The sequence below is a fragment of the Streptomyces sp. NPDC059454 genome, assembly GCF_042749965.1.
Classification (GTDB): Bacteria; Actinomycetota; Actinomycetes; order Streptomycetales; family Streptomycetaceae; genus Streptomyces.
On the sequence record NZ_JBHYVC010000027.1, the window covers coordinates 58,972 to 84,442 of the forward strand.

Annotated in this window: 27 protein-coding genes and 1 tRNA gene; 13 read left to right on the forward strand and 15 right to left on the reverse strand. The window is 71.7% G+C overall.

Features of this window, described 5'->3' with window-relative positions; genetic code table 11:
• Positions 1-152 precede the first annotated feature (152 nt).
• Complete coding sequence (locus ACFXAE_RS20075) at positions 153-1,442, forward strand: MDR family MFS transporter (protein WP_384716346.1); 1,290 nt, start codon at positions 153-155, stop codon at positions 1,440-1,442.
• Positions 1,443-1,507: 65 nt separating this feature from the next.
• Here ACFXAE_RS20075 and ACFXAE_RS20080 read toward each other — a convergent pair whose 3' ends face one another.
• The 3 genes from ACFXAE_RS20080 to phoU all read right to left on the reverse strand — a co-directional run bounded on the left by ACFXAE_RS20080 (position 1,508) and on the right by phoU (position 2,891).
• Positions 1,508-1,756 carry an SCO4226 family nickel-binding protein gene (locus tag ACFXAE_RS20080; protein WP_384716349.1) on the reverse strand — a complete coding sequence of 83 codons (249 nt, stop codon included), beginning with the start codon at positions 1,754-1,756 and terminating at the stop codon, positions 1,508-1,510.
• A gap of 147 nt (positions 1,757-1,903) precedes the next feature.
• A complete protein-coding gene (locus ACFXAE_RS20085) occupies positions 1,904-2,059 on the reverse strand; it encodes a hypothetical protein (RefSeq protein ID WP_217128661.1) in 156 nt (51 codons plus the stop codon).
• Positions 2,060-2,189: 130 nt separating this feature from the next.
• Positions 2,190-2,891, reverse strand: a complete 702-nt coding sequence (gene phoU, locus ACFXAE_RS20090) for a phosphate signaling complex protein PhoU (protein WP_384716353.1) — start codon at positions 2,889-2,891, stop codon at positions 2,190-2,192.
• Between the two features lie 201 nt (positions 2,892-3,092).
• On the opposite strand from phoU, the gene ACFXAE_RS20095 reads away from it, so the two are divergent.
• Positions 3,093-4,385, forward strand: a complete 1,293-nt coding sequence (locus ACFXAE_RS20095) for a sensor histidine kinase (protein WP_384716355.1) — start codon at positions 3,093-3,095, stop codon at positions 4,383-4,385.
• A complete protein-coding gene (locus ACFXAE_RS20100; protein WP_030829297.1) occupies positions 4,382-5,062 on the forward strand; it encodes a response regulator transcription factor in 681 nt (226 codons plus the stop codon). Before ACFXAE_RS20095 ends, ACFXAE_RS20100 begins: the two co-directional genes overlap by 4 nt.
• A gap of 254 nt (positions 5,063-5,316) precedes the next feature.
• Here ACFXAE_RS20100 and ACFXAE_RS20105 read toward each other — a convergent pair whose 3' ends face one another.
• Positions 5,317-6,024: a DUF461 domain-containing protein gene (locus ACFXAE_RS20105; RefSeq protein WP_384716358.1), complete on the reverse strand. Its 708-nt coding sequence runs from the start codon at positions 6,022-6,024 to the stop codon at positions 5,317-5,319.
• Between the two features lie 653 nt (positions 6,025-6,677).
• On the opposite strand from ACFXAE_RS20105, the gene ACFXAE_RS20110 reads away from it, so the two are divergent.
• The 6 genes from ACFXAE_RS20110 to ACFXAE_RS20135 all read left to right on the forward strand — a co-directional run bounded on the left by ACFXAE_RS20110 (position 6,678) and on the right by ACFXAE_RS20135 (position 13,183).
• The gene (locus ACFXAE_RS20110) at positions 6,678-7,160 is read left to right on the forward strand and encodes a CarD family transcriptional regulator (protein WP_003953493.1); all 483 of its coding nucleotides are present in this window, start codon (positions 6,678-6,680) and stop codon (positions 7,158-7,160) included.
• Positions 7,161-7,504: 344 nt separating this feature from the next.
• Positions 7,505-8,278: a 2-C-methyl-D-erythritol 4-phosphate cytidylyltransferase gene (ispD, locus tag ACFXAE_RS20115; protein ID WP_384716361.1), complete on the forward strand. Its 774-nt coding sequence runs from the start codon at positions 7,505-7,507 to the stop codon at positions 8,276-8,278.
• Complete coding sequence (gene ispF, locus ACFXAE_RS20120; RefSeq protein ID WP_384716364.1) at positions 8,268-8,765, forward strand: 2-C-methyl-D-erythritol 2,4-cyclodiphosphate synthase; 498 nt, start codon at positions 8,268-8,270, stop codon at positions 8,763-8,765. The genes ispD and ispF overlap by 11 nt, the downstream gene beginning before the upstream one ends.
• A 171-nt stretch (positions 8,766-8,936) precedes the next feature.
• On the forward strand, positions 8,937-10,337 hold the full coding sequence (gene cysS, locus ACFXAE_RS20125) for a cysteine--tRNA ligase (protein WP_384716367.1): 1,401 nt from the start codon (positions 8,937-8,939) through the stop codon (positions 10,335-10,337).
• A gap of 157 nt (positions 10,338-10,494) precedes the next feature.
• Positions 10,495-11,439 carry a 23S rRNA (guanosine(2251)-2'-O)-methyltransferase RlmB gene (rlmB, locus tag ACFXAE_RS20130; RefSeq protein WP_384716370.1) on the forward strand — a complete coding sequence of 315 codons (945 nt, stop codon included), beginning with the start codon at positions 10,495-10,497 and terminating at the stop codon, positions 11,437-11,439.
• 118 nt (positions 11,440-11,557) lie between these two features.
• Positions 11,558-13,183: a DoxX family protein gene (locus tag ACFXAE_RS20135; RefSeq protein ID WP_384716373.1), complete on the forward strand. Its 1,626-nt coding sequence runs from the start codon at positions 11,558-11,560 to the stop codon at positions 13,181-13,183.
• 89 nt (positions 13,184-13,272) lie between these two features.
• On the opposite strand, the gene ACFXAE_RS20140 is transcribed toward ACFXAE_RS20135, so the two are convergent.
• The 4 genes from ACFXAE_RS20140 to ACFXAE_RS20155 all read right to left on the reverse strand — a co-directional run bounded on the left by ACFXAE_RS20140 (position 13,273) and on the right by ACFXAE_RS20155 (position 16,252).
• Positions 13,273-13,674 (reverse strand): VOC family protein, encoded by a 402-nt coding sequence (locus tag ACFXAE_RS20140; RefSeq protein ID WP_384716376.1) that lies wholly within the window; start codon positions 13,672-13,674, stop codon positions 13,273-13,275.
• 100 nt (positions 13,675-13,774) lie between these two features.
• The gene (locus ACFXAE_RS20145) at positions 13,775-14,506 is read right to left on the reverse strand and encodes an NDP-sugar synthase (RefSeq protein WP_384716379.1); all 732 of its coding nucleotides are present in this window, start codon (positions 14,504-14,506) and stop codon (positions 13,775-13,777) included.
• Between the two features lie 30 nt (positions 14,507-14,536).
• On the reverse strand, positions 14,537-14,980 hold the full coding sequence (locus tag ACFXAE_RS20150) for a hypothetical protein (protein ID WP_384716383.1): 444 nt from the start codon (positions 14,978-14,980) through the stop codon (positions 14,537-14,539).
• A gap of 183 nt (positions 14,981-15,163) precedes the next feature.
• Positions 15,164-16,252: an ABC transporter ATP-binding protein gene (locus tag ACFXAE_RS20155; protein ID WP_384716386.1), complete on the reverse strand. Its 1,089-nt coding sequence runs from the start codon at positions 16,250-16,252 to the stop codon at positions 15,164-15,166.
• 450 nt (positions 16,253-16,702) lie between these two features.
• On the opposite strand from ACFXAE_RS20155, the gene ACFXAE_RS20160 reads away from it, so the two are divergent.
• Positions 16,703-16,781, forward strand: a tRNA-Thr gene (locus ACFXAE_RS20160).
• A gap of 37 nt (positions 16,782-16,818) precedes the next feature.
• Here the strand turns inward: ACFXAE_RS20160 and ACFXAE_RS20165 are convergent.
• The 3 genes from ACFXAE_RS20165 to ACFXAE_RS20175 form a co-directional block, all read right to left on the reverse strand.
• Positions 16,819-17,715, reverse strand: a complete 897-nt coding sequence (locus ACFXAE_RS20165; RefSeq protein ID WP_384716389.1) for an aminoglycoside phosphotransferase family protein — start codon at positions 17,713-17,715, stop codon at positions 16,819-16,821.
• A gap of 14 nt (positions 17,716-17,729) precedes the next feature.
• Entirely contained in the window at positions 17,730-18,704 is a 975-nt protein-coding gene (locus ACFXAE_RS20170) for a zinc-binding dehydrogenase (protein ID WP_384716392.1), read from the reverse strand.
• A gap of 64 nt (positions 18,705-18,768) precedes the next feature.
• Positions 18,769-19,929, reverse strand: a complete 1,161-nt coding sequence (locus ACFXAE_RS20175; RefSeq protein ID WP_384716395.1) for an FAD-dependent oxidoreductase — start codon at positions 19,927-19,929, stop codon at positions 18,769-18,771.
• 131 nt (positions 19,930-20,060) lie between these two features.
• Between ACFXAE_RS20175 and ACFXAE_RS20180 the strand changes: the two genes are divergently transcribed.
• Positions 20,061-20,738, forward strand: coding sequence for a pentapeptide repeat-containing protein (locus tag ACFXAE_RS20180; RefSeq protein ID WP_384716398.1), 678 nt, complete (start codon positions 20,061-20,063; stop codon positions 20,736-20,738).
• Positions 20,739-20,753: 15 nt separating this feature from the next.
• Here ACFXAE_RS20180 and ACFXAE_RS20185 read toward each other — a convergent pair whose 3' ends face one another.
• On the reverse strand, positions 20,754-21,254 hold the full coding sequence (locus ACFXAE_RS20185; protein WP_384716447.1) for a hypothetical protein: 501 nt from the start codon (positions 21,252-21,254) through the stop codon (positions 20,754-20,756).
• Between the two features lie 50 nt (positions 21,255-21,304).
• Between ACFXAE_RS20185 and ACFXAE_RS20190 the strand changes: the two genes are divergently transcribed.
• Positions 21,305-22,714: a M1 family metallopeptidase gene (locus ACFXAE_RS20190; RefSeq protein WP_384716401.1), complete on the forward strand. Its 1,410-nt coding sequence runs from the start codon at positions 21,305-21,307 to the stop codon at positions 22,712-22,714.
• Between the two features lie 69 nt (positions 22,715-22,783).
• Here the strand turns inward: ACFXAE_RS20190 and ACFXAE_RS20195 are convergent, their stop codons facing one another.
• Complete coding sequence (locus ACFXAE_RS20195) at positions 22,784-23,359, reverse strand: TerD family protein (protein ID WP_384716404.1); 576 nt, start codon at positions 23,357-23,359, stop codon at positions 22,784-22,786.
• A 152-nt stretch (positions 23,360-23,511) separates the two neighbouring features.
• Here ACFXAE_RS20195 and arfB point away from each other — a divergent pair, with 152 nt between their 5' ends.
• A complete protein-coding gene (gene arfB / locus ACFXAE_RS20200) occupies positions 23,512-23,949 on the forward strand; it encodes an alternative ribosome rescue aminoacyl-tRNA hydrolase ArfB (RefSeq protein ID WP_384716450.1) in 438 nt (145 codons plus the stop codon).
• Positions 23,950-24,239: 290 nt separating this feature from the next.
• Here arfB and ACFXAE_RS20205 read toward each other — a convergent pair whose 3' ends face one another.
• Together ACFXAE_RS20205 and ACFXAE_RS20210 are read right to left on the reverse strand one after the other, a co-directional pair.
• The gene (locus ACFXAE_RS20205; RefSeq protein ID WP_384716408.1) at positions 24,240-24,710 is read right to left on the reverse strand and encodes a GNAT family N-acetyltransferase; all 471 of its coding nucleotides are present in this window, start codon (positions 24,708-24,710) and stop codon (positions 24,240-24,242) included.
• 64 nt (positions 24,711-24,774) lie between these two features.
• Positions 24,775-25,356 (reverse strand): flavin reductase family protein, encoded by a 582-nt coding sequence (locus ACFXAE_RS20210; protein WP_384716411.1) that lies wholly within the window; start codon positions 25,354-25,356, stop codon positions 24,775-24,777.
• Positions 25,357-25,471: the final 115 nt, after the last annotated feature.

Here is a 25,471-nt window from a genome sequence, read left to right on the forward strand (position 1 = left end):
GTGCCCGAGCGTAATCGACGTCCTGGACGGGCCGCGCGCCCTGCCCGCTTGGCGGACGGTTGACGAGAACTGTTAATTGAGTGGTTCCCGCGGAGCGCGCATTTGTAAGTTGTGCCTGCCGTCTTGGCCGCTTACATCTCGGGGGTCCTTCCATGTCGTCCATCGTCCGTGCGAGGCGTGCTGTCAGGGAGACCGTCTCCGGACTGCCTCCGGCGTTCTGGTGGCTGTGGACCAGCACCCTCGTCAACCGGCTCGGTGCCTTCGTCGCCACCTTCATGGCGCTCTACCTGACCCTGGACCGCGGCTACTCCGCCACGTACGCCGGTCTCGTCGCCGCGCTGCACGGGCTCGGCGGGGTGATCTCGTCCCTGGGCGCCGGGGTGATGACCGACCGGCTCGGCCGGCGGCCCACGCTGCTCGTGGCGCAGGTCTCCACGGCCGTGTCCGTGGCGGCTCTCGGGTTCGTGCGCGACCCGGTCGGCATCGCCGCCGTCGCCTTCCTGGTGGGCATGGCCTCCAACGCCTCCCGGCCGGCCGTGCAGGCGATGATGGCGGACATCGTGCGGCCGGAGGACCGTATCCGGGCCTTCTCGCTCAACTACTGGGCCATCAACCTCGGCTTCGCGATCTCCTCCGCGGCGGCCGGCTTCATCGCCGAGCACAGCTATCTCGCCGGGTTCCTGATCGAGGCCCTGATGACCCTGGTGTGTGCCGTCGTCGTCTTCCTGAAGCTGCCCGAGTCGAAGCCCGTGCGGAGCGCCGAGGCGGCGCGGGAGGAGAACGTGGGGCTGGGGACCGTGCTGCGCGACGGACGGTTCATGGGCGTCGTCGGGCTGTCCTTCCTCATCGCGCTGATCTTCCAGCAGGCGTCCGTCGGCCTGCCCATCGCGATGGGCGAGGCCGGGTTCACCCCGGCCGACTACGGCATGGCCATCGCCGTCAACGGTGTCCTCATCGTCGTACTGCAGATCCCGGTCACCCGGTTCATCGAACACCGGGACCCCGGACGGCTGCTGGTGATCTCCTCGCTGCTCGCCGGTTACGGCCTCGGCCTCACCGCGTTCGCCGGGTCGGTCGGCGTCTTCGCCCTCACGGTCTGCGTGTGGACCCTCGCCGAGATCGTCAACGCGCCGACCCAGACCGGCCTCGTCGTGCGGCTCTCCCCGGTGCACGGGCGCGGGCGTTACCAGGGCATGTACACCATGTCCTGGGCCGTGGCCGCCCTGGTCGCCCCGCTGATGGCGGGGTTCGTCATCGACCGGTTCGGGGCCGAGTGGCTGTGGGGGCTGTGCGCCGTCGTCGGTACGGTCGCGGGTCTCGGGTACGGGCTGCTGATGCGGCGGCTGTCGGAAGAGGCGGGGGAGGATGACGAGAAGGCGGGGGAGGGGGACGAGAAGGAGGCGGTGGCGGTGACGAGGGCCGCGGAGGTCGGCGCTTCCTGAGGAGCGCCGGCCTCCGCGAGGATGCCGGGCGTCCCGTGCATGTCGACGGCTTCATGCCGACGACCTCACACCGACAGCGGTACCGCGTGGATCTCGTCGGCCTTGTGGCCGGTGCGTTCGTGGATGCGCTGGACCGCTTCGGCGGAGGGGGCCTCGGAGAGACAGTAGATCGTGCCGGACTCCGGGTCCGCCCAGGCCTGCCGGAAGTACACGCCTTCTTCCTGCTGTATCGCGAGGTCGGCCTCATGGGCCTGCCGCAGCTTCTCCTCCGTGATGCCCTCCATGCCGTGGTGGACGTCCATGAACTGGGTCATGGCTCGCACCTCCTTCCGGATTCCGAGTCGCGTCTCCGCCACCCACCTCCCATGCTGCGCCCCACCGCGTCCACCGGCACGCGGAGGACCCCGGCGCCGTCGTGGGCGCCGGGGTCCTCGGTCGGTACGGGGCGGGTGCGTACGCCGTCAGCCGCACTGGCAGGGGCTGCCCGACTGGCAGCCGCAGCCGCAGCCCGAGCCGCAGCCGCAGGCGGCGATCAGGGTGAGGTTCCTGATCTCGGCGGGCTGCTCGGTCTCGCGCTCCCGCGCGGGGTCGGGTGTCGTGCTGGGGGAATCGGCCATGGGTCCCTCCTCGGGGCTGGCACCTGTGCACACCTGCCCCCATTGGACGCCCGCCCGGCCGGGCGCATCAACGGCGCATTGAGGCTCGTACGCCCTCCGGCCGGGCCCCGTCGCGCGGGTGCGCCCCTGATCAGGCCCCTTCCGCCCCCGGCACCGCCTGGATCTCCGGCTGCAGGTCCGCCTGGATCTCGTCCGCGTGCTCGCCGGTGACCAGGTACACCACCCGCTTGGCGACCGAGACCGCGTGGTCGGCGAAGCGCTCGTAGTACCGGCCCAGCAGCGTGACGTCGACGGCCGTCTCGATGCCGTGCTTCCAGCGGTCGTCCATCAGGTGCTGGAAGAGGGTGCGGTGCAGCAGGTCCATCGCGTCGTCGTCCTGCTCCAGCTGGAGCGCCAGGTCGACGTCCTTGGTGATGATCACCTCGGCCGCCTTCGCCATCAGGCGCTGCGCGAGCTGGCCCATCTCCAGGATCGTGGCGTGCAGGTCCCGCGGGACCCCGCGCTCCGGGTAACGCAGCCGGGCGAGCTTCGCCACGTGCTGGGCCAGGTCGCCCGAGCGCTCCAGGTCGGCCGACATCCGCAGCGAGGTGACGACTATGCGCAGGTCGGTCGCCACCGGCTGCTGGCGGGCCAGCAGGGCGATGGCCCGGGCCTCCAGGTCGTGCTGGAGCTCGTCGACCTTCTGGTCGGCCTCGATCACGTTCTCCGCCAGCTTCAGATCGGCGTCGAGGATGGCCGTCGTGGCGCGTCCGATCGCCGACCCGACCAGCCGGGCCATCTCCACCAGACCGTCGCCGATCGAATCCAGTTCCTCGTGGTACGCGTCCCGCATCAGGGTTCCTCTCGTGCGTTTCCGTCCGGGCTTCAGGGGCCTGGTCTCCTCCCCACGCTCCCACGTTCCGTCCCGTACGCGTCCGATTCCGGCCCCTCAAATGAATCACCCCTGGCTCCAAGGTGAACTCTGGGCGACGAGTGTTCGAGGTCGCCCACCGACGGCTGTGGGCATCGGCCGCACCATGCCTAACCTGGAGGCATGGACGTGAACGCGGCGGTCGCCGCAGTGGCAGCGATCGCCGGAGTGCTCACCGGCGTCATCGCCATGCTGGCGTTCCGCTTCAGCGAGCGCGAGCAGAGGCGCCCCACGCGCACCTCGCTGCACACGGACCCGGTGCTTCCGCCGGGTGTGGACACCGTCCTGTCCGTGCTGCGCTCGTCCGCCGTCGTCCTCGACGAGGCCGACGGCGTGGTCAAGGCCAGCTCCGCCGCGTACGCCCTCGGGCTGGTCCGCGGCGGCAAGCTCGCCGTGGAGCCCATGCTGCAGATGGCCCGCGACACCCGGCGCGACGGCGAGATACGCCAGGTCGAGCTGGACCTGCCCCGCCGGGGGACCGGACGCGGCGAGGCCCTCGCGGTGTCCGCGCGGGTGGCGCCGCTCGGCTCCCGGCTCGTCCTGCTGCTCGTCGAGGACCTCACCGAGGCCCGCCGCATCGAAGCCGTACGACGCGACTTCGTCGCCAACGTCAGCCACGAGCTGAAGACCCCCGTCGGGGCGCTCTCGCTGCTCTCCGAGGCGGTGATGGACGCCTCCGACGACCCCGAGGCGGTGGAACGGTTCGCCGGGCGCATGCAGATCGAGGCGACCCGGCTGACGAACCTGGTGCAGGAGCTCATCGACCTCTCCCGGGTGCAGAACGACGACCCGCTGGAGGACGCCGAACCCATCCGCGTCGACGAACTGGTCGCCGAGGCGATCGACCGCTGCCGGCACCAGGCGGGCGCCAAGGAGATCACCATGGCCGCGGGCGGCACCGCCGACCTGCACGTGTGGGGCCACCGCGGCCAGCTCGCCGCCGCGCTCGGCAACCTCGTCGAGAACGCGGTCAACTACTCACCCGCCCGTACCCGCGTGGGCATCGCGGCCCGTACGGTCGCCCAGCCCGGCGGGGACCTGATCGAGATAGCGGTGACCGACCAGGGTATCGGCATCTCGGAGAAGGACAAGGAGCGCGTCTTCGAGCGCTTCTACCGCGTCGACCCGGCCCGCTCCCGTGCCACCGGCGGTACGGGGCTGGGCCTCGCGATCGTGAAGCACGTGGCCGCCTCGCACGGCGGGGAGGTCACGGTGTGGAGCGCCGAGGGCCAGGGATCCACCTTCACCCTGCGGCTGCCGGAGGCCGGCGCGGCCCGCGCCCGCGCCCATCAGATGTCCCACCGGGACGACAGCGAAGGCCTCGACAGCGAGGCCGGCCGGTCGTCCCACCCATCCCCCCACTCTTCCGATCCATCCGCGTACGAAACGCTTCCCTCCCCGGAGGTCCTTCCGTGACCCGAGTGCTCGTCGTCGAGGACGAGGAGTCCTTCTCCGACGCCCTGTCGTACATGCTCCGCAAGGAGGGCTTCGAGGTCGCTGTCGCGACCACCGGGCCCGACGGACTCGACGAGTTCGAGCGCAACGGCGCCGACCTCGTTCTGCTCGACCTGATGCTGCCCGGGCTGCCGGGCACCGAGGTGTGCCGCCAGCTGCGCGGCCGTTCCAACGTTCCCGTCATCATGGTGACGGCCAAGGACAGCGAGATCGACAAGGTTGTCGGGCTGGAGATAGGGGCCGACGACTACGTCACCAAGCCGTTCTCCTCGCGGGAGCTGGTGGCCCGTATCCGCGCGGTGCTGCGCCGGCGCGGTGAGCCGGAGGAGGTCGCTCCGGCGGCCCTGGAGGCCGGGCCGGTGCGGATGGACGTCGACCGGCACGTGGTGACCGTGGGCGGCACCAAGGTCGACCTGCCGCTGAAGGAGTTCGATCTGCTGGAGATGCTGCTGCGGAACGCGGGGCGGGTGCTGACCCGGATGCAGCTCATCGACCGGGTGTGGGGTGCCGACTACGTCGGTGACACCAAGACGCTCGACGTCCACGTCAAGCGGCTGCGCGCCAAGATCGAGCCGGATCCGGGGGCGCCGCGGTATCTGGTGACGGTTCGGGGGCTGGGGTACAAGTTCGAGCCGTAGGCCTGCGGCGCTGCGGTGGCCGGTGCTGGCGCGGGTGCCGGTGCGGGTGCTGAGCGGGGGGTGTCGCGCGGCCCGCGTTCGCGGGGCGCCGTCGCGCCCACCCGTGCCGCCCTGGGGGGTACCTCCCAGGCCCTTGAGGCACTGAGGGAGGCACGACTGCCCGCAGCTGACGCGGCACGTACGGCCCGCGGTGACGTGAAGGGCGGGACCCCTCAGGGGTCCCGCCCTTCAGCGTGTTCTTGTCGTGCGCGTGCTCAGTGGCCGGTCTGCGCGCTTGCGGAGGCCGCGTCGGTCGGGGTGCCCGAGGGGGCGTCGGTCTCCGTCGTCTCGCCGGTCCCGGTGTCCTCCGGGGCGCCGCCGGCCTCGTCCGTGCTGCCGTCGGCCGGCTCGCCGGAGGACTCCGCCGAGGGCTCCGTGGACGGTTCCGTCGAGGCGCCCGGCGCGGCCGCGGCCTCGGTCGGGCCCCAGCTCTCGAAGAAGTGCTCGGCCGGGAAGACGATCGCGCGCAGGCTCACGTCACCGGTCTTGCTGAAGGTGAAGGTGACCTTCTGGGCATTGCCGTCCCGGACGGCCTCACGGCTGCTGGGCAGAACGGCGGAGGCGTTGCCCTCGCCGCCGAGGATCAGCGAGCCGCCGGCCGGGACGGTGAGGCTGCCGCCCTCGGCGGGAGTCAGCTCGGCGGTCTTGCCGGTGCCGGGGACGGTGACCGACTCCAGCGTCTGGTCGGTGCGGCCCTCGTTGAACAGGGTGGCGGAGACGACCGCCGGGCCCGTCGACTCCAGGTCGGGCTGGGTGATGACCACGGCGTTCTGGACCTTGATGTCGCCGACGGTCGTCGACGCGTTGTCCGGCTGGATCTGCAGGCTCTGGGCGTTGTTGCCGGCCGCGCACGCGGAGAGCGAGGCGATCGAGAACGCGATGGCGGCGGCGGCGAGAGCGCCGCGTCGAAGGCTGCTGCTCACGGCGGCGGCAACTCCTTGACTCGAGTCGTTCGGCGACCGGATGAAGCCGCCCTAAGTGTCTGTCAGCGGCCTCAGGTTACCGAGCCGTTCCCGCGCGGCCGCACCCGACCCTCCCGAGACGTCCCGTGTCGGCCGGGGAAGGCGTGCCAGGAACCCCCGGCACGGCCTCATCGGCAGTGGAGGACGGGCGCGCTCCGCCTCTTGAGACCCAAGTGACTCACCAGTCACTTGGGTCACTTTCCCGCCGTACTCCCGCGCCATTTCCCATAGTGATCGCGCATTTCCCGCGAAGGAATGAGCGGAGGACTCCGGAATTGATCACCGGCCGCTCATCCTCGCACCGCGTGATCAATTCCGGATTCGACCGGAACCCGGCTCCGCGCACCGAACGGAGTAGCGGAAGTCGAGCACTTGGAACCGGACATATGGGGATGTTCGGCTGCTCGTGCGGGGCTCCGGATGCGTGTACCGTACGCGTTTCGCTTGCGCCGAAGAGCCGCTCCGACCTGCGAATACCTGCTTCCGCTAGGCGTCCGCAGCACGTTCCTGTCGCTGTTGTCAAGCCCCGAGAATGGCCCTGACCTGCGAAAACGCCATTCAGAAGACGCCGTATCCGTGTTACCCTGGATAGCCACGGAAGGGGTACCTGTCACATGACGTTCAAGGTTGGCGACACCGTGGTCTATCCCCATCACGGGGCCGCGCTGATCGAGGCTATCGAAACTCGCCAGATCAAAGGCGTGGACAAGACCTACTTGGTGCTGAAGGTCGCCCAGGGTGACCTGACGGTACGTGTGCCAGCGGACAATGCGGAGTTCGTCGGCGTACGTGATGTGGTCGGTCAGGACGGGCTGGACCGGGTCTTCGAGGTGCTGCGCGCTCCGTATGCCGAGGAGCCCACGAACTGGTCCCGTCGTTACAAGGCAAATCTGGAGAAGCTCGCTTCGGGCGATGTCATCAAGGTCGCGGAAGTCGTGCGTGACCTGTGGCGTCGTGAGCGCGAGCGCGGACTCTCCGCGGGTGAGAAGCGCATGCTCGCCAAGGCGCGTCAGATCCTGGTCAGCGAGCTCGCCCTCGCGGAGAACACCAACGAGGACAAGGCCGAGGCCCTGCTCGACGAGGTTCTCGCCTCCTGAGATTCCTGAGTCGCAGCCCGTGGGTCGCCGTCTTGGTGTGCAGCCCACTCTCAGCACTCAGTACATCGAAATGCCGCGGTGCCCGATGACGTCATGGACGTCGCCGGGCGCTGCGGCATGTCCGCACCCGGACGCCTTGTCCGCGTCGCACTTGCGCCGCACCGGGGAATGTGTCATGACTCACGTCCCCGCCCCTGGCGTACCGGACCCGGGCGGTCGACTCGACCAGCATCACGGAAGGGGCTGGTCAGGGCGGAACGCCCGGCACTCCCCCCGCTCCGGGAGCAGGGGGTACGCCCAGGCCATACCCACCTGGGCCGAGCACACAAACCTGACAGGAACCGATGTCTGACGATCCGCTCCCCCCGCCGTCGCCGAACCCCGCACCCGGCCGTACCACCGCCCGTACGGCGGCGGTGATCCCGGCCGCCGGCCGTGGTGTACGCCTCGGCCCGGGCGCCCCCAAGGCGCTGCGCGCGCTGGGCGGCACGCCCATGCTCGTCCACGCCGTCCGCGCGATGGCCGACTCCCGCGCCGTCTCCCTGGTGGTCGTCGTGGCCCCGTCCGACGGCGCCCCCGAGGTCAAGTCGCTGCTCGACGCGCACGCGCTGCCCGACCGCACCGACTTCGTCGTGGTCCCCGGCGGCGAGAGCCGCCAGGAGTCCGTGAAACGCGGTCTGGACGCGCTGCCGCCCGGCTACGACATCGTCCTGGTGCACGACGCGGCCCGCCCGCTCGTCCCCGTGGACACCGTCGACGCCGTCATCGAGGCCGTACGCGACGGAGCGCCGGCCGTCGTGCCCGTGCTGCCGCTCGCCGACACCGTCAAGCAGGTCGAGCCCGCAGCCCCGGGCGAGCCGGAACCCGTGGTCGCCACCCCGGACCGGTCGCTGCTGCGGGCGGTGCAGACCCCGCAGGGCTTCGACCGGGCCACCCTCGTGCGCGCGCACGAGACGGTGAAGGACGACGTCACCGACGACGCGAGCATGGTCGAACAGCTCGGCCTCACCGTCGTCACCGTCCCCGGGCACGAGGAGGCCTTCAAGGTCACCCGCCCCCTCGACCTGGTCCTCGCCGAGGCGGTCCTGGCCCGCAGGAGGCTCAACGATGGCTTCTGAGCAGCCGTACCCCCTGCCCAGGGTCGGCATCGGCACCGACATCCACGCCTTCGAGGACGGCCGCGAGCTGTGGTGCGCCGGCCTGAAGTGGGAGGGCGAGGGCCCCGGCCTCGCCGGCCACTCCGACGCGGACGTCGTCGCCCACGCCGCCTGCAACGCCCTCTTCTCCGCCGCCGGCCTCGGCGACCTGGGGCAGCACTTCGGCACCGGCCGCCCCGAGTGGTCGGGCGCGTCGGGCGTCACCCTGCTGACCGAGGCCGCGCGCGTCGTCCGGGAAGCCGGCTTCCGCGTCGGCAACATCGCCGTACAGGTCGTCGGCCCCCGCCCGAAGATCGGCAGGCGCAGGGACGAGGCGCAGAAACTTCTCTCGGAGGCAGCGGGTGCTCCGGTCTCGGTCTCCGGAGCCACCACCGACGGCCTGGGCTTCCCGGGCAGGGAAGAGGGCCTCATGGCAGTAGCGACGGCGCTCGTCGTGCAAGAGGGGTAAGTGGTCCCACCTGAAGGGGCGCGGGGCCGTGTCGACATGCGGCTCCGCCGCGTGGGCGCGACCAGCCCCCACCGGGCGCGCAGGCGACAGACAACCGGGCCTGCCCGTGACAAAGGTCGTCGAAACAGCGAGGCGCACCGCGCACACGTCCACGCCTACTACCCTGGTGTCGTGACTATTCGCCTGTACGACACCAGCGCCCGGCAGATCCGTGACTTCACCCCGCTCCGGCCGGGTTGCGTCTCGATCTACCTGTGTGGTGCCACCGTGCAGGCGGCACCCCACATCGGCCACATCCGCTCCGGCCTGAACTTCGACATCATGCGCCGCTGGTTCGAGTACCGCGGCCTGGAGGTGACGTTCGTCCGCAACGTCACCGACATCGACGACAAGATCATCGCCAAGTCCGCCGAGCAGGGCCGCCCCTGGTGGTCCATCGGCTACGAGAACGAGCGCGCCTTCACCGACGGCTACCGGGCCCTCGGCTGCCTGCCCCCGACCTACGAGCCGCGCGCCACCGGCCACATCACCGAGATGGTCGAGATGATGCGCGGCCTCATCGAGCGCGGACACGCCTACGAGGCCGACGGCAACGTGTACTTCGCCGTCGCCTCGTTCCCCGAGTACCTGAGGCTGTCCAACCAGGAGCTCGACAACCTGCTCCAGCCGTCCGGCGAGGGCGAGACCGGCAAGCGGGACCCGCGCGACTTCGCGATGTGGAAGGCGGCCAAGCCCGGCGAGCCGAGCTGGGAGACGCCGTGGGGCCGCGGGCGCCCCGGCTGGCACCTGGAGTGCTCGGCGATGGCGCACAAGTACCTCGGCAGCGCCTTCGACGTCCACGGCGGCGGCCTCGACCTGATCTTCCCGCACCACGAGAACGAGATCGCCCAGGCCAAGGCCTACGGCGACGAGTTCGCCCGGTACTGGGTGCACAACGCCTGGGTCACCATGAGCGGCGAGAAGATGTCGAAGTCGCTCGGCAACTCCGTGCTGGTCAGCGAGATGGTCAAGCGCTGGCGGCCCATCGTGCTGCGCTACTACCTCGGCACCCCGCACTACCGGTCGATGATCGAGTACAGCGAGGAGGCCCTGCGCGAGGCGGAGTCCGCGTTCGCGCGGATCGAGGGCTTCGTGCAGCGCGTGCTGGAGAAGGCCGGGGGCGTCGTCGAACCCGCCGACGAGGTGCCGCCCGCGTTCGCCGAGGCGATGGACGACGACCTGGGCGTCCCGCAGGCGCTCGCCGTCGTGCACACCACCGTCCGGCAGGGCAACAGCGCGCTGGCCGCCGACGACAAGGAGGAGGCCGTCGCCCGGCTCGCCGAGGTCCGCGCCATGCTCGGCGTGCTCGGCCTCGACCCGCTGGACCCGCACTGGGCCGGCGAGGGCGACCGCGGCGAGGACCTGCACGGCGCGGTCGACACCCTGGTCCGCATGGTCCTCGACCAGCGCGAGGCCGCCCGCGCCCGCAAGGACTGGCCCACCGCGGACGCCATCCGCGACCAGCTGGGCCAGTCCGGCCTGGTCATCGAGGACAGCCCGCAGGGGCCGCGCTGGAGCCTCGGCCCGCGCTGAGGTGCCAGGCCTCCACCGGCCCTGACCTGGGCGTCCGAAGATCGACTGTGCCGTCCGGGCCTCCGGGCGGCACACTTCACAGACACACGTCACAGACGTACGCACAAAGTACGTACAAAAGCAGCACCACCCACGACTTCACGGAGACGGATACCTCATGGCCGCGAACAACCGCCGCATGTCCGGCAAGAAGGGCGCGCAGGTCGGCAGTGGCGGCCAGCGGCGCCGGGGCCTGGAAGGCAAGGGGCCCACGCCGCCCGCCGAGATGCGCAAGGGGCACGCCAAGCAGCGCGCCGCCCAGGCGAAGGTGCGCCGCGCCCAGGGCGGCCGTCCGCAGCCGCGGCGCGGCGGTGGCCGCTCGACCTCCGAACTCGTCGTCGGCCGCAACCCGGTCGTCGAGGCGCTGCGCGGGGGCGTGCCCGCGTCCACGCTGTACGTCCAGCAGTTCATCGACAACGACGAGCGGGTGCGCGAGGCGCTCCAGCTCGCGGCCGAGCGCGGCGGCATCAACCTCATGGAGGCGCCGCGTCCCGAGCTCGACCGCATGACCAACGGCCTGAACCACCAGGGCCTGGTGCTCCAGGTCCCGCCGTACGAGTACGCGCACCCCGAGGACCTCGTCGCGAACGCCCACGACGAGGGGCAGGACCCGCTGATCGTGGCCCTCGACGGGGTCACCGACCCGCGCAACCTCGGTGCGGTCGTCCGGTCCGTCTCCGCGTTCGGCGGCCACGGCGTCGTCGTGCCCGAGCGGCGCGCCGCCGGGATGACCGCCGGAGCCTGGAAGACGTCCGCCGGTGCGGCCGCCCGTACGCCCGTCGCCCGCGCCACCAACCTGACGCGCGCGCTGGAGGCGTACAAGAAGGCCGGGATCGCGGTCGTCGGCCTGGCCGCCGACGGGGAGGCCGAGGTCGGCGACCTGGACGCGCTGGGCGGGCCGGTCGTCATCGTCGTGGGCAGCGAGGGCAAGGGGCTCTCCCGACTGGTCGGCGAGACCTGCGACGTCCGGGTACGGATCCCGATGCCGGGCGGCGCGGAGTCGCTCAACGCCGGTGTGGCGGCGGGCATCGTGCTGTACGAGGCGGCGCGCCGACGGAGCTGAACGGGTGTTCGGCGGGGTCACCCGCGCGGGGTGTTCCGGGTGGTCCGGGCAGGCTTGACGCGGTCCGGACACTTCCGGCGGGTCAAGGCAGTGTCCTAACGCCGTGTCACTCGGTTAGATGAGTGTGGACACCAGAACACCCCGCACACCCACGGGGGACCGCTCGTCGGGACTCGACGACGCTCCCGCGCTGAGCATGGTGAAGGTGCCGAGCGATCCGGCCCAGGTCATCGTCAATCACGCCAGCTTCCGCGTGCAGCTGGGCGTCTCGGCGCGGCGCGCCCCGTCGCCGCGGATCGCACGGCACGTGAGCGCCGCCGAGGACACCGCCCGCATCCCCGTCGTCACCACCGTGGGCATGCCGGGCCAGGCGCCCGCCCGCCGCCGGCCCGTCGTCTGGAGCGGCCGGTCCGCGCCCGACGACACCGGCGCCCACCGGCTGCTCCAGGCCGTACGGCACGAAGGCGTCCACCACGCCGACGAGCCGTTCACCGACGCCGGGGCCACCCGGGTCGTCCCGCGCACCGGCGCCGGGTACGGCCACGCCGACGACCCGGCCACCCAGCCCCTCGAAACCCCGTTCGTCGGCGCCCAGCGCCGCCCGGCCGACGGACCCCTGCTGCCCCCGATGCGCACGGTCGGCAGCGCCTACGACGAACCCGCCTACGACGAACCCCCGTACGGCGACGAGTCCGAGAGCACCGGCCGGCACGCCAGGCGGCACGGCGACGACGCGGCCCGGCACGCCTACTACCCCGGACGCCGGATGAACCTCGGCGTCGTCCTGCTCCCGCTGCGCGTCTTCCTCGGCGGCATCTCCGTCTACGCCGGGATGAGCAAGCTGTGCGACCCCCTCTACTTCGAGGGCGGCAAGCGCGGCTCCATGGTCACGTGGCTGCACACCCTGCACCCCTGGGAAGTCGCCGAGCCACTGCGCCAGTTCGCCCTCGAACACCCCGTCGGCTCCGGCCTGGCCATCGCCTTCGCACAGGTCGTCGTCGGTGTCCTGACCGCTCTCGGCTGCTGGCAACGCCTGGCCGCCGTCGTCGGAGCGACGCTCTCGGCGGCGCTGCTGGTCACCGTCAGCTGGAAGAGCGTCCCCGCCTACGAGACGCCCGACATCATCTACCTCGCCGCCTGGTCACCGCTGATCATCGCGGGCGCCCCCGTCTACTCCGTCGACGGCCGCCTCGCGGGCCGGGCCTGGCGCCGGCTCGGTCCCCGCGCCGACATCTGGGACCTGCGCCGGTACGTGCTCCGCCGGGGCGCCCTGGTCACCTTCGTGGTCTGCGGGTTCAGCATGCTCGTCGGCTCCCTGCTCGGTGGTGCCGTGCGGGACGCCGACCGCGTGGTCGTCCCCGGGCCCGGCGAGGCCCCGCGCAACGAACTCCCCGGCTCACCGCTGCCGGAGGAGTCCGGCGAGCTCCGGAAGGAGAAGCGGACCCCGTCCGCCTCCACCTCGCCCACCCGGGACGCCGCTTCGGACGCGGCGAGCCCGTCCGCCGGTGCCACGACCCCCGGGGCGACCCAGGGCATCGACGCGGCCACCGGCGCGCCCAGCCAGACCCGGGGCAGCGCCGGCCAGGCCCCGCCCCGGCAGTCCTCCCCGGCGGACCAGGCACCGAGCACCAGCTCCGGCCCGACCTCGGGCGGCGCCGGCGCCTCCGGCGGCAGCGGCACACCGAGCGGCGGCAGCGGCGGCTCCTCCGGGGACCCCGGACTCGTGGGCCGCCTCCTGGGGTAGGGGCGGCCACCCGCGTACGACAACGGGGTCCCGCACGTCGTCCGTGCGGGACCCCGTTGTCGTGGGGCGGCGCTACGACCGGCCGGCCGTCACACCCCGCTCGCCCGGCCGCGCTGGCGCAGCGCGATCCGGTTGCCGTCCGGATCCACGGCCTCGATGCGCACCCCGAACGGGTAGTCCTCCGGCTCGGACCGGTCGAACGGCACACCGCGGTCGCGCCACACCGCGAAGTCCTTCCTCAGATCGTCCGACTCGAGGAAGACCGAAGCGAGCGCACTGCCCGGCTCTCCCCCGGCCGGCTGCCCCGCGGCCGCCGCGTGCGGCCACAGGAGGAACTCCAGAGCACTGCCCGGGACGCCCACCGTGAGGAAGCGCCCTTCGGGACCCTGATGGTCCACGCGCTTCTCCAGGCCGAGCTGCTCCGTGTAGAACCTCAGAGACCGGTCCTGGTCGGTCACGTTGATCGTCACGTACATGACGTCGGTCAGCATCGTGCGGTCCCTTCCTTCCACCCGTACGACGCGGCGGTGTCGCCACGTCACGTCACTGACGGACGGCGACCGGACGATGTGACGGGCGGAGGGAAAGAATTCAGCGGCCCTGGGACGCCAGTTCCCTGGCCGCCTCCGTCAGGTCCTTCGCGGTGTCGATCGCGCGCCAGTAGGAGCCCTGGGGGATCGGGAAACCGGCCAGGCGGCGCTCACGCGCCAGATGCGGGAACGTGGTGCGCTCGTGATCGCCGCGCTCCGGGAGCAGACCGGCGAACTCGGGGGAGAAGACGTACACGCCCGCGTTGATCTCGAAGGTCGACGGCGGGGCCTCGATGAAGTCGGTGATGTGCCCGAAGCCGTCCGTGCGCACCGCGCCCCACGGGATGCGCGGGCGGGCCAGGGCGAGGGTCGCGACGGCGTCCCGCTCGGTGTGGAAGTCGGCCATGTCGCGCAGCGAGAAACGGGTCCAGATGTCGCCGTTGGTGGCGTACCAGGGCCGGTCCGGGTGCGGGAGGCGGGCGGCGGCGTACTTCAGACCGCCCCCGCGGCCGAGGGGTTCCGTCTCGACGACGGTGGTGACGGAGAGGGGCAGGTCGGCGGAGTCCAGCCACTTCTGCAGGACCTCGGCGAGGTGGCCACAGGAGACCACCACGTCCGTCACGCCCTCCTCGGCGAGCCAGGAGAGCTGATGGCCGATGATCGGGGTTCCCGTGCCGGGGATCTCGACCATCGGCTTGGGGCGGTCGTCGGTGTACGGACGAAGCCGGGATCCCTGGCCCCCGGCCAGGACTACGGCTTGCACGGGGCGGGCGACGGCACGCGGATCGGTCATGCCCGCACTGTACGCGGCGCGGAACAGGGGTCAGCGGTCGGCTGTGGTGACCCCCGAGGCGAAGGAGGTGTCACAGACCGGGCGGGCGTAGGACTGGGCCTTGGCGGGGCCGTGGACGCGGACCGCCGCCTTGCCGAGGGCGCGGGCGATGGACGCGCAGTGCTTCGCCAGCGACGGGCGGTCGTTCACGGCCTGCTGGAGGTGGGTGAGCGCCACGCCCGGGTTCTCCTCCTGCAGTTCGACCAGCAGCTTGTCCCGCAGCACGTGCTGCGGCGCCCGGGCGTCGGCACGGGAGGACGCGCCGGAGGCGGCCGTGAGCACGGGGCTCGAGGGCGCCCCCGACCAGTTGACCTGCGCGACCGCGAGAGTCCCGGAGAGCACCAGGACGACGGGCAGGACGAAGGCGAGGGAACGGCCGATCCGGCGGGCGGGGCCCCGGCCGCGACGCGTCTGACGGTTAGTGGAGTGCTTCACGCGAGTGAGGGTAGCGCCCGGTAGCGGAAAGAAAACATTCCGTCACCGTTACGAGGGACCCGGAACCCCGGACTCCGGGCGGCGTGTTGACGTACACCGCTCGAAATGACCGGTGTGCCGGGGTATTTGTCGACAGCGCGAAGGGCCCCGCAGTGACCTGCGGGGCCCTTCGGCGAAACAGCGTCAGTCGGACAGGCGCGCACCGGTCGACGTCGAGAACACATGGGTCTCGCCCGCCCGCGGCACGACGTGCAGCACGCTGCCCTTCTCCGGCACCTCACGGCCGCCGACGCGGACGACGATGTCCTTGGACTCGCCGCCGACCTGCGCGGTGCCGTACACGAACGCGTCGGAGCCCAGCTCCTCGACGACGTTGACGGTGACCGCGAGACCCTTGTCGGTGTCGGCGCCGGCCACGTCGAAGTGCTCGGGGCGGACGCCCACGGTGACGGTCTTGTCGCTGGTCGCGGAGAGCGCGTCACGCTGCACCGGCACCACCGAGTTGCCGAACTTCACCCCGCCGTCGGCGATCGGGACCTCGACCAGGTTCATGGCCGGGGAACCGATGAAGCCGGCGACGAACAGGTTCGCGGGCTTGTCGTACATGTTGCGCGGGGTGTCGACCTGCTGGAGCAGACCGTCCTTGAGGACCGCGACGCGGTCACCCATGGTGAGGGCCTCGACCTGGTCGTGGGTGACGTAGACGGTGGTGATGCCCAGGCGGCGCTGCAGCGACGCGATCTGCGTACGGGTGGACACACGGAGCTTGGCGTCCAGGTTGGACAGCGGCTCGTCCATGAGGAACACCTGCGGCTCACGCACGATCGCACGGCCCATCGCGACACGCTGGCGCTGACCACCGGAGAGCGCCTTCGGCTTGCGGTCCAGGTACTCGGTGAGGTCGAGGATCTTCGCGGCCTCCTCGACCTTCTGCCGGATCTCCGCCTTGTTGACGCCGGCGATCTTGAGCGCGAAGCCCATGTTGTCGGCGACCGACATGTGCGGGTAGAGCGCGTAGTTCTGGAACACCATGGCGATGTCCCGGTCCTTCGGCGGCAGGTGCGTGACGTCGCGGTCGCCGATGCGGATGGCGCCGCCGTTGACGTCCTCGAGCCCCGCGAGCATGCGGAGCGAGGTGGACTTGCCGCAACCGGACGGACCGACCAGGACGAGGAACTCGCCGTCCGCGATGTCGATTTCCAGGGCGTCGACGGCGGGCTTGGTGGAACCGGGGTAGATCCGGGTCGCCTTGTCGAACGTGACAGTGGCCATGGTGAATGGTCCCCTTCTACCGGCAGGAACGTGCCGGACGATCCGAGTAGGAAGGTGATGCCACGACGGGTGCTCCGTTGTGGTGTGGTCCACACGAGTGAACTGGCACAGGACGGTACCCGGCGTTCACCTGGTTGTCAGTAGTTCCAGGGGTGTGAATTTCGGGGAAACTTTCGACTGCGGGGGCCCGGGGTCGGGACGGGTGGCAGAGCGACGCGCTTTGGGCCTTCGCCGGAGCGGCTGTCCTCTGACCTCGCCCAGAGCTTCCCGCTTCATCGCCTCCCGACGGTCCGATCTTCGGAACAGCGCGTCGGACCGATCGGCGAACGGGTGCACGGATGGTTACGGTCGGTTCCTGCAGCGTGCGGGACGGAGAACTCCGTGGCTGTGTGGAAGGCGCTCTGTGTACAGTGGAGCAGCCCTTCGCGCACGGCACTTGTAGTGTGCGATGCCTCCTTAGCTCAGTCCGGCCCAGAGCGGCTGTCTTGTAAACAGCAGGTCGTCGGTTCGAATCCGACAGGGGGCTCCACCCATCCCGGGCCGGACCGTTTTCGGCCCGGGATTTCTCATGCCGTAAGGCCCCGCAGGCGCCGGATGATCTCCAGGTCCGCCTCGTCCAGCGGGCGGCCGTCCTCGGTCTCCCACAGGCAGTTCTGCAGCAGCCGGCCGTACGTCCACGCGCGCGCCCGCGCGCGGTCCAGGCCGAGGACGTCGGTCATGGCGTCGAAGCGCCAGATGACGTCGTCGGGGTCGAAGCGGTTGGCCAGGGCGGGCCAGAGGTCGAAGCCGGGGTCGCCGGCCAGGGGCTTGGGGTCGATGGCGAGCCAGGGGGCGCGGTCGGCGGCGAGGACGTTCTCGTCGTGCAGGTCCCAGTGGAGGAGGCGGTCACCGGGTTCGTCGGTGACCTCGCGTACGGCGGCGGCGCAGTCGGCGACGAGGCGGCGGGCGGCCGGGTCCGGGACGCGGGTCAGGGCCGAGGGGGTCCGTTCCAGCATGGACGCGGCGATGTCGCCGAGGCGGCGCATGTGCTCGGGGGCCGGGGTGGCGTGGAGGTGGGCGAGGAGGCGGGCGATCACCAGGACGGTCTCGTGGACGTCGTCCTGGTGGGCGAGCATCCGGGTGGCGTCGAGGCGTTCCAGGAGCATGGTGCCGGTGGGTTCGTCGTGGTCGAGGAGGCGGACGGCTCCGTCGCCGTCCCACAGGCGCAGGGCGACCGGTTCGCCGTCGGTCTCGTGGTCGCGGATCTGGAGCTTGAGCACCGCGTGCGTGCCGTCCGCGCGGGTGACGGGGAGGACGAGGGCGCTCACGCCGTGCATGGGTGTTCCGGTGACGCGCAGGTCCCAGCGGTCCAGGAAGGCGGCGGTGAGGTCCGGGAGGGCGGCGACGAAGGCGCGGCCCGCCTCCTTGTTGTACTTCTCCTGAGCGGCGGCGAGTTCCGCGGGGATGTCGATCACCTCTCGCACAGTAGTGGCGCCCGCTACGGCTCCAGGACGACTTTTCCGGTCGTCTCCCTGTTCTCCAGGGCCCGGTGGGCGGCGGCGGCCTCGGCGAGCGGAAAGCGGTGCACGGCGGGGGTGAGCCTGCCCGCGCCGGCCTCCGCGAGGGCGCGCAGTTCGAGGGTGCGGACGGGGTTGGGGCCGCCGGCCCTGCGCATCATCTCGGGGCCGAGGACGTTGATCGAGAGGCCCTCGACGACGTACGGGCTGTCGCTGCTGATGCCCTGGGAGGACCAGCCGAACACGACGTGGCGGCCGTCGGGGGCGAGGAGACCGACCGCCGCGCGGGCGGTGTCGCCGCCCACGCCGTCGTACACGAGGGTGACCTTGCCGCGGTGGGCGTCGAGTCGTCCGGGCCAGTCGGGGTCGGTGTAGTCGACGGCGAGGTCGGCGCCGTTCGCTGTCACCCGGGCCGTCTTCGTGGGGCCGCCGGCCAGGCCGATGACGGTGGCGCCGGCGTTCTTGGCGTACTGCACGAGGAGGGTGCCGATGCCGCCGGCCGCGGCCGGGACGAGGACCACGTCGCCGGGGCCGGGTTCGGCGAACTGCACGATGCCCATGGTCGTGCGTCCCGTGCCGATCATGGCGACGGCTTCGGCGAAGCCGAGGCGTTCCGGGATCTCGTGGAGGCGGTCGGCGTCGGTGACGGCCCGTTCCGCGTAGCCGCCGGGGGCGAAGCCGAGGTGGGCGACGACGCGGTGGCCGAGCAGGTCTTCGGGGGCGCCCTCGCCGAGTGCGTCGACCACTCCGGCGACCTCGCGGCCGGGGACGGTCGGCAGGGTGGCCGGGGCCGGGCCGGGGCCCCGCATGCCCTCGCGCAGGGCCGTGTCCAGGAGGTGGACGCCGGCCGCGCGGACGGCGATGCGGACCTGTCCCGGGCCCGGCCGTGGGTCCTCGACCTCCTCGTAGGTGAGGTTCTCGGCCGGGCCGAAGGCGTGCAGGCGGATGGCGTGCATGTGGGTTTCCCCCAGGGGATCGGGTCGCCGGGTGTGTTGCCGCTACGGCTCCCACTCTTCGACCTCAAGCATGCTTGAGGTCAAGCGTGTTCCGGCCGAGGGCGAGGGAGACGGCCGTCAGGGCGCTGTTGAAGGAGACCTCGGAGAGCACGCCGGGGGCGGCGACCTGGTCACCGGCGAGGTAGACGCCGTCGCCGCGGTCGACGGCGGGGCGGTCGCGCCAGCTGGTGCCGGGCAGGTCGACGGCGCCGGTACGGCCGTTCGCCACTGCGTCCCGCCGCCAGGTGACCCGTTCCCGCCAGTCCGGGAAGGCGAGGTCCAGCAGTTCTTCCGCGCGGGTGGTGCCGTCCGTCCTGGTCTCGTGCGGGGCGATGGGGATCTGGCCCTGGATCAGTTGTTCGCCGGTGGGGGCGAGGGTGCGGTCCTGGGCGGTGAAGCGTTCCAGCCAGCCGGGCGCGTCGAGGTCGGACACGGCGAACGCGTCGCCGCGCCGGGTGCGTACGGCGAGGTCGATCAGGGCGGTGCGGCCGCTCGGCCAGGTCAGCGAGGGGTCGTCGAGGAGGCGGCGGGCGGAGTCGAGCGAGGTGGCGACGATGACGGGGGTGCCGGTGGGCAGGGTGTGGACGCGGGACAGGGTTTCCACCCGGACGCCCAGGTTCCATGCGCGGGCGGCCATCCGGTCGATGAGCCCGCCCCAGCCGCCGCGCGGGTAGTGGGCCTCCGGGGGCAGTTTGGTGGCGCGACGCAGGCGTTCCTGCACGAACGCGGCGGACAGGGCGCCGGGGTCGTGGTGGAACAGCGCGACCGCGGCGTAGTGGGCGGCGGCCCGTGCGCCCTCCTCGCCGGTGATTTCGGTGGCCCAGGTGAGGAAGTCGGTGTCGACGGGGGCCTCGGCGCCGCCGCGGCGCAGCAGTTTCAGCATCGCGAAGGGCGGGGTGCGGCGCAGGACGCCCCGGTGGCGGAGGCGCAGCCGGGCCGCTTCCAGGGGCGGGAGCGGGGCGAGGGGGCCGATGAGGCCGCGCTGTCGGAGCCAGGTCCAGTGCGGGCCGCCGTTGTAGAGGGCGTGTGGTCCGTCGTTGGTCCGGTAGGGGCCTTCGGCGGTGCGGGCCCGGCCGCCCAGGGTGTGGTGGGCTTCGTGGACGGTGACCTTGGCGCCCGCTTCCGCGGCGGTGATGGCCGCGGTGAGTCCGGCGAAGCCGCCGCCGATGACGGTGATGCGGTGCATGGCTGGGGGTCTCCCTCGGTCGGGTCGTCTTCCGGCTTTGTGGAGAAGACGGAGCGAGGGCGCCGGAATGTGACATGCGCGGGGTTTTCCCAGGCCGGGGGATTGTCAGTGGCGGGGTGCAGCATGGGGTCATGGCGAGGAGAGCGGTGGGTGGTACGGGAGTGAAGGGGGCGCGGCGTCCGGAGCTGCGGTTGCCCGTGCTGGAGCGGTACGAGGGGGGTGGGCTGGAGCCGGACGGGGATTACGACGGGCTGGAGTTCCGGGAGGCGGACCTCACCGGGCAGGACGGCGGCGGTGCGCGTTTCATGGACTGCGCGCTGACGGGGTGCGCGCTGGGCGGGGCGCGGCTGTCCCGGGCACGGGTGCTGGACTCGGTGCTCGCCGGTGTCCGGGGTGTGGGCACCGATCTCGCGGAGGCGACGCTGCGCGATGTCGAGCTGACCGACGCGCGTCTCGGGGGGACGCAGTTGCACGGGGCGGTGCTGGAGCGGGTGCTGGTCCGGGGCGGGAAGATCGACTTCTTGAACCTGCGCTCGGCTCGGCTCAGGGACGTCGTCTTCGAGGGCTGTGTGCTGGTCGAGCCGGATTTCGGGGGTGCCCGGCTGGAGCGTGTGGAGTTCGTGGACTGTGCCCTGAAGGGTGTGGACCTCTCGGGGGCCACGCTGCGGGACGTGGATCTGCGGGGTGCCGCTTCTCTGGAGATCGCGCGGGGTGTGGACCGGCTGTCGGGGGCGGTGATCAGCGCGGCCCAGCTGCTGGATCTGGCGCCGGTGCTGGCGGGGGAGCTGGGGATCGAGGTGGAGGGCTGAGGGGGTGAGGGGGCGTTATTCCATGCGGGGATAGCGGGCCTGGAGGGTCCAGATGGCCGGGTTCTCGCCCAGGTCCTCGTGGAGGTCGGTCAGGTCGGCGAGGAGGTCGTGGAGGAAGTCGCGGGCTTCGCGGCGGAGTTCGGCGTGGGAGAAGGTCAGCGGGGGTTCGGCGGCCGGGAGCCATTCCGCCTCGATGTCCACCCAGCCGAAGCGGCGTTCGAAGAGCAGGCGGTCGGTGGACTCGGTGAAGTCCAGCTCCGCGTGCTGGGGGCGGGAGGCGCGGGAGCCGGCCGGGTCCCGGTCGACGAGTTCCACGATGTCGCACAGCGCCCACGCGAAGTCGAGTACGGGCACCCATCCCCAGGCTGTGGACAGCTCGCGGTCCGACACGGTGTCGGCGAGGTAGACGTCCCCGCAGAACAGGTCGTGCCGCAGGGCGTGGACGTCCGCGCGGCGGTAGTCGGTCTGCGGGGGGTCGGGGAAGCGGTTGGAGAGGGCGTAGCCGATGTCGAGCACGTGGGTGATGGTGTCACGCCGTGGCACGTCGGCCCTCATAGGATCCCGGGGTGCGCTTCCACCGCCCTGCCTTCCGCGGCGTCGCCGCCGTCCTGCTCGTGGTGTCCGTGGCCGGCTGCGGGGGTGGGGCCGGGGCCGGGGGCGCCGCCGGCCGCCCCGGCGTGGGTGATCCGTACTTCCCGAAGGCCGGGAACGGCGGTTACGACGTCGGCCACTACGCCCTCGATCTCGCCTACGACCCCGGCGCGCACCGTCTCACCGGCACCGCGACGATCACCGCCCGGGCGACGGAGGACCTCTCCGCGCTGAACCTCGACCTCAAGGGGCTCGACGTCGAGGAGGTCACCGTCGACGGTGCGGCCGCCCGCTGGAGCCGGGCGGGGCAGGAGCTGACCGTCCGCCCGCGCGAGGCGGTGGACGGCACCTTCCGGGTGACCGTCCGCTACTCCGGCGCCCCGCTGACCCTCACCGACCCGGACGGCTCCCAGGAGGGCTGGCTGCGTACCGCCGACGGGGCGCTGGCGCTGGGGGAGCCGGTGGGGTCGATGGCGTGGTTCCCGGGCAGTCACCACCCCTCCGACAAGGCGACGTACAGCGTCTCGGTGACCGTGCCGAAGGGGCTGCGGGCCGTGTCCAACGGGGAGCCGGCCGGTGAGGAGGGGAAGGGGAGCCGTACGGTGTACCGCTGGCGTACCGGTGAGCCGATGGCGAGCTATCTCGCGACGTTGGCCATCGGCAGGTACGACGTCCGCCGGACGGCGACCGCCGGCGGGCTGCCCGTGTACACGGCCGTCGATCCGGAGCAGGCGGGGGCGAGCCGTGCGGTCCTCGCCCGGATTCCCGAGGTGCTGGCTTGGGCGGAGCGGACCTTCGGCCCGTACCCCTTCTCCTCCGCGGGGGCGATCGTCGAGCGTCCCGAGGACGCCGGGTACGCCCTGGAGACCCAGAACCGGCCGGTCTTCCCCGGTGCCCCCGACACCGGGCTGCTGGTCCACGAGATCGCCCACCAGTGGTACGGGAACTCCGTCACTCCGAGGACCTGGCGGGACATGTGGCTCAACGAGGGTTTCGCGACGTACGCGCAGTGGCTGTGGGAGGAGGACCACGGCGGTGCCACCGCACAGCGGACCTTCGACGCGCTGTATGCCGGCGGGTACTTCCCGGACGCGGAGACCAATGAGGCGCTCTGGTCCTTCCCGCCCGCGGAGCCGCCGGACGCGGCGCACATCTCCGCCACTCCCGTGTACTGGCGCGGTGCGATGGTGCTGCACAAGGTGCGGCGGACGGTCGGCGACGACGCCTTCCGCGCCCTGCTCCGGGGCTGGGCGCGGGAGCACCGCCACGGCAACGCGGACACCGGCGACTTCACGTCGTACGTGGAGAAGTCGGCCCCCGGTGAGGACTTCGCCGGGATCTGGGAGGACTGGCTGTACGGGGAGGGGCGGCCGGAGCGGCCCTGACCGTGTGCCGGAGCCCCCGGCCGGGCGGGAAGCCGGGCCGGGGGCTCCGATGCGGAAGCGGGGTGTCCGTCAGACGTTCACGCCGAAGTCCTGGGCGATGCCCACGAGGCCCGAGGCGTAGCCCTGGCCGACGGCGCGGAACTTCCACTCCGCGCCGTTGCGGTACAGCTCGCCGAAGACCATGGCGGTCTCGGTGGCGGCGTCCTCCGACAGGTCGTAGCGGGCGATCTCGGTGCCGCCGGCCTGGTTGACGATGCGGATGTAGGCGTTGCGCACCTGGCCGAAGTTCTGCGAGCGGTTCTCGGCGTCGTAGATCGAGACCGGGAAGACGATCTTGTCGATGTCGGCCGGGAGCTCGGCGAGGTTGACGTTGATCGCCTCGTCGTCGCCGGCGCCCTCACCGGTGCGGTTGTCACCGGTGTGGACGATGGTGTTGTCCGGGGTCTGCTTGTTGTTGAAGAACACGAAGTGGCCGTCCGAGTAGACCTTGCCCTGCGTGTTGACCGCGATCGCCGAGGCGTCGAGGTCGAAGTCCGTGCCGGTGGTGGTGCGGACGTCCCAGCCGAGGCCCACGGTGACGGCGGTCAGGCCCGGAGCCTCCTTGGTGAGCGAGACGTTGCCACCCTTGGACAGGCTTACAGCCATTGTTGGGAGTCCCTTCCCTCGTTTACGTACGGCTAGAAGCTACAGCTACCACCTTGAACGCGGAGAGGGGTGCGAGAGGTTCCGGGTGTCTTTGCTTTCTTTACCCGCGATCCGGGATATTCGGGTGACGTGGCCCGGTCAGACGCGGGAACCTGTACGGCATGTCCGGTCCCTATCTCATCCGCGGCTCCGTCTCCCTGCCCGAGACCGAGCTCATGTGGCGTTTCTCGCGGTCGTCCGGGCCCGGTGGACAGCACGTGAACACCAGCGACTCCCAGGTCGAACTGCGTTTCGACCTCGCCCGCACCGAGGCGCTGCCCGAGGTGTGGAAGCAGCGGGCGCTCGAGCGGCTGGCCGGGCGGCTGACCGGCGGCGTGATCACCGTTCGCGCTTCGGAGCACCGCTCGCAGTGGCGCAACCGGGAGACCGCCGCGGTGCGCCTCGCGGCGCTGCTCGCGGAGGCGACCGCGCCGCCGCCGAAGCCGCGCAGGCCGACCCGTATTCCGCGCGGGATCAACGAGCGGCGGTTGCGGGAGAAGAAGCAGCGGTCCGATACCAAGCGGGGGCGCTCCGCGCGGGACTGGGGGTGACCCCGGTTGCCCCCGGGGCGTGGCCCCAGTTCCCCGGGGCGTGGCCCCAGTTCCCCGGGGCGTGGCCCCAGTTCCCCGAGGGCGTGGCCCCGGTCCCGGGTGGTTCCTGCGCGGGTGGCTGACCCGGAGGTCCGGGGGTGCCCGATGAGTGTCCCTGCGGGTCCGTCGTGGCTGGTCGCGCAGTTCCCCGCGCCCCTTCGGGGTGTGATGCCCGCTCTCGAGGGTTTTCCGCCGTGTCCTTTCGGGGTGTGATGCCCGCCCCGACGCTTCCCCCGGCAGTGCACCCGCGTTCAGTCCAGGGGCAGCACGCCCACCGTCTCGCCCTCGGCGACCTCGCCGTTCCTGCGGAAGCCCAGGCCCAGGTAGAAGCCCTCGGGGCCGTTGTCGCCGGGGTGCCAGGTGACGTAGAACTCCTTGATGCCCCGGCGGCGGAGTTCCTCGGCCACCGACTCCACGGCGAACCGTCCGTACCCCTTGCCCTGCTCCTCCGCCGCGATGTTCAGCCGCCACAGACCGGAGCGGATGACGCTGCCGTCGTCGTGCCAGTCGATGTCGAGGAAGGCCATCAGGAAGCCGACCGCACGGTCGCCGTCCATGATCAGGCGGGGCCAGGCCTTACCGGGATGCACGTAGGCCTCGGCGAGGGAGTCCGCCACCGGGTCGACGGCGAATTCCTGGTCGGGGCGGACCCGTATGCCGAGGGCGGCCTTCAGGTTCTTCGCGGTGATCTCTTCGAGGCGGAGTGCCGTGGTCGTCGTCACCCGGGCACCTTAAACACGGAAATCCCGTCCCTCAAAAGGGATTTCGGCTACGCACGCAAAGCGTTCAGCCCAACTGCCGGTAACGGCCACGGAAATACGTCAGCGGCCCCCCGTCCGCGCTCGGCACCCGGGCGGTCAGGACGCGGCCGATCACCAGCGTGTGGTCCCCGGCCGGCACCCGCTGCTCGGTGCGGCACTCCAGGGTCGCCAGCGCGCCGCCCACCAGCGGCGCCCCGCTGTGCTCGCCGCGCAGGTACGGGATGTCCGCGAAGAGCAGGCGGTCGCTGACCCGGCCCTTCATCGCGAAGCGGCCCGCGACGTGCCGCTGGCTCTCGGAGAGCACGGACACCGCCCACAGGGGCTGCTCGTCGAGGAGTTCGTCCATGCGGGAGCCGTTGCGCAGGCTGACCAGCACCAGCGGCGGGTCCAGGGAGACGGACAGGAACGCGGTGGCCGTCATGCCGACGTCCTCGCCGGCCGGCGCCGCGGGGTCGTCCGGGTCCAGGGGCGGTTCCTTCGCGGTCACCAGGACCACGCCGGCGGCCAGCCGGGACAGGGCGGCTCGGAACTCGTCGTTGCTCACCCCCTCAGCATGCCGGGCGGCGGGCGCAGCGGTGATCGTGGACGGGGCGGAAGTGTTCGGCACGCCGGAAACGCTAATCTCCGCTCCACAGGCACCGCATCGGGCCCCGGCCCGAGCCGGGACCTAGGACCAACGCCCGAGACGGGCACAGTCCCTGCACAAGCACCACAAAAACTGC

Excerpts from the sequence above, each read along its gene's own strand:
- phoU (WP_384716353.1), bottom strand. The coding sequence starts at position 2,891 with ATGCGGGACGCGTACCACGAGGAACTGGATTCGATCGGCGACGGTCTG.
- ACFXAE_RS20085 (WP_217128661.1), bottom strand. The coding sequence starts at position 2,059 with ATGGCCGATTCCCCCAGCACGACACCCGACCCCGCGCGGGAGCGCGAG.
- ACFXAE_RS20075 (WP_384716346.1), top strand. The coding sequence starts at position 153 with ATGTCGTCCATCGTCCGTGCGAGGCGTGCTGTCAGGGAGACCGTCTCC.
- ACFXAE_RS20080 (WP_384716349.1), bottom strand. The coding sequence starts at position 1,756 with ATGACCCAGTTCATGGACGTCCACCACGGCATGGAGGGCATCACGGAG.
- ACFXAE_RS20195 (WP_384716404.1), bottom strand. The coding sequence starts at position 23,359 with ATGGCTGTAAGCCTGTCCAAGGGTGGCAACGTCTCGCTCACCAAGGAG.
- ACFXAE_RS20170 (WP_384716392.1), bottom strand. The coding sequence starts at position 18,704 with ATGCACGCCATCCGCCTGCACGCCTTCGGCCCGGCCGAGAACCTCACC.
- ACFXAE_RS20140 (WP_384716376.1), bottom strand. The coding sequence starts at position 13,674 with ATGCTGACCGACGTCATGTACGTGACGATCAACGTGACCGACCAGGAC.
- ACFXAE_RS20095 (WP_384716355.1), top strand. The coding sequence starts at position 3,093 with ATGGACGTGAACGCGGCGGTCGCCGCAGTGGCAGCGATCGCCGGAGTG.
- ACFXAE_RS20180 (WP_384716398.1), top strand. The coding sequence starts at position 20,061 with ATGGCGAGGAGAGCGGTGGGTGGTACGGGAGTGAAGGGGGCGCGGCGT.
- ispF (WP_384716364.1), top strand. The coding sequence starts at position 8,268 with ATGGCTTCTGAGCAGCCGTACCCCCTGCCCAGGGTCGGCATCGGCACC.
- rlmB (WP_384716370.1), top strand. The coding sequence starts at position 10,495 with ATGGCCGCGAACAACCGCCGCATGTCCGGCAAGAAGGGCGCGCAGGTC.
- ACFXAE_RS20110 (WP_003953493.1), top strand. The coding sequence starts at position 6,678 with ATGACGTTCAAGGTTGGCGACACCGTGGTCTATCCCCATCACGGGGCC.
- ACFXAE_RS20155 (WP_384716386.1), bottom strand. The coding sequence starts at position 16,252 with ATGGCCACTGTCACGTTCGACAAGGCGACCCGGATCTACCCCGGTTCC.
- ispD (WP_384716361.1), top strand. The coding sequence starts at position 7,505 with ATGTCTGACGATCCGCTCCCCCCGCCGTCGCCGAACCCCGCACCCGGC.
- ACFXAE_RS20145 (WP_384716379.1), bottom strand. The coding sequence starts at position 14,506 with ATGACCGATCCGCGTGCCGTCGCCCGCCCCGTGCAAGCCGTAGTCCTG.
- ACFXAE_RS20175 (WP_384716395.1), bottom strand. The coding sequence starts at position 19,929 with ATGCACCGCATCACCGTCATCGGCGGCGGCTTCGCCGGACTCACCGCG.
- ACFXAE_RS20135 (WP_384716373.1), top strand. The coding sequence starts at position 11,558 with ATGAGTGTGGACACCAGAACACCCCGCACACCCACGGGGGACCGCTCG.